Here is a 1,660-nt window from a genome sequence, read left to right on the forward strand (position 1 = left end):
GATCGAGCGCCTGCTGCCGGCCGACGCCGACATCGAGTCCCTCGCCGTGGCGTGGGACATTCACATGCTGTGCAACGTGGGCGGCCGGGAGCGCACCGAGTCCCACTACCGCGAGCTGCTGGCCGACGCCGGCTTCGAGCTCACCGCGGCCATCGCCCTGCCGCTGGACACCTATGTGCTGCGCGCCCGCCGCGCTCAGCGGTAGGGGGTCAGGAAGCGGCGGGCCAGGGCCCTGAGGCGCTCGATGTCGCCGCTCAGGCCCTCGGACCAGACCGAGCCGGGCCGTTCCACGATCACCGGAACGGCCCGGCCGGCCGCGTCGAAACAGGCCCGCACCAGCTCCACGACGTCCGCCTCGACCTCGACGCCGCCCACGTTGACCTGGGCCAGCCGATCGCCGTGGCGGGAGGCGAACGACTTGACCTGGGTGAAGCCGCCCACCGCGAAGGCCAGCGACGCGTCCATGCCGAAGGAGGCGTCGGGATGGACCTCCATCGCCTCGTCCAGCCGATCGGGGTCGCCGGTGTTGCGCAGCAGCACAGTTCTGGTCAGCGGGCCGACGGCCAGATCGGCCGGCACCACCACCGGCATGCCCAGGCCGACGAGGCGGTCCACCTGGCCGACGGCGTGCAGCGACGGCCGCAGCCCGTGCAGTCTGAGCTGGTCACGGGCGTGCACGAGGGCATCCAATCGGGTGGATTCGCCGCAGGCGATCTCCACCGCGTTGGCGCCGTGCGTCTGGCACGCCAGCGCCGCCACCGGGAATTCCGGCGGCGTGAAGCAGGCGGTGGAGAAGCCGACGACGTCCCCGAGCGTCGTCCGGGCGGTCAGAAAAGCATGCCCGTCCTGCCGGCCGCCGACCGCGCCCTCCACCGCACCGCCCACCTCCACGCACAATCCACATCCACCCACCGCCACAGGGTTGCCGGCCGATCTCCAAACGCTCTCGACGTCGTCTTCAGAGCGGCCGCTGTGGCACAGGCGCTGCCCGATACGTGACACTGTGCGGTGATCGTGACGAGCGACCGGCGGAGTGATTCCAGATGACGAGCCAACCGACCCCCGGGCTGCGGGCCAAGCTGCTCGGGCCGGTGCGCCTGTGGGCCGGGGACCGGGAAGTCACCCTGGGCTCGCCGCTGCCGCGGGCCGTCATCGCCATGCTGGCCATGCGCACGTCCACGGTCGTTTCCCGAGAGGAGCTCATCGACGGCGTGTGGGGCGAGAACCCGCCCGCGACCGTGGAAGGCAGCCTCTACACGTACATCTCGTCGCTGCGGAAGGCGTTGGAACCGGACCGGGGCCGGCGCGAGTCGTCGGGGCTGCTGGTGTCGGAGGGCGCGGGCTACCGGCTGCTGCTGGCGCCGGCCGACCTGGACGTCGTCGAGTTCAACCGGCTGCGTGACCACGCCGAGCACCAGCTCGCGGCCGGCGACGCCGCCGGGGCGCTGCGGTCGATCGACGAGGGGCTGTCCCTGTGGCAGGGAGAGGCGTTCTCGGGAGTGACCGGCCCGTACGCGCAGTCGCAGCGCAACCGGCTCGGCGAGCTGCGGGTGGTCGCGCGTGAGCTCCGGTCGGAGGCCGCGCTGGCCAACGGCCAGCACACGACGGCCGTGGCCGACATCGCGGGCCTGGTGCACGAGTACCCCATCCGGGAACGGCC

3 protein-coding genes are annotated in these 1,660 nt (G+C 72.4%); 2 read left to right on the forward strand and 1 reads right to left on the reverse strand.

The window, feature by feature from the left end:
* The coding region (locus KUTG_RS60820) for a methyltransferase (protein ID WP_043715533.1) at positions 1-205 on the forward strand (205 nt) is incomplete at its 5' end.
* Here the strand turns inward: KUTG_RS60820 and KUTG_RS06085 are convergent.
* A complete protein-coding gene (locus KUTG_RS06085; protein ID WP_157494355.1) occupies positions 196-891 on the reverse strand; it encodes a hypothetical protein in 696 nt (231 codons plus the stop codon). The two genes, KUTG_RS60820 and KUTG_RS06085, sit on opposite strands and share 10 nt — an antisense overlap.
* Positions 892-1,043: 152 nt before the next feature.
* On the opposite strand from KUTG_RS06085, the gene KUTG_RS60825 reads away from it, so the two are divergent.
* Positions 1,044-1,660, forward strand: a 617-nt coding sequence (locus tag KUTG_RS60825; RefSeq protein ID WP_043715537.1) for an AfsR/SARP family transcriptional regulator, incomplete at its 3' end; no start/stop codon positions are given.

It is taken from the genome of Kutzneria sp. 744, from assembly GCF_000568255.1.
In the GTDB taxonomy this organism is placed as follows: Bacteria; Actinomycetota; Actinomycetes; order Mycobacteriales; family Pseudonocardiaceae; genus Kutzneria.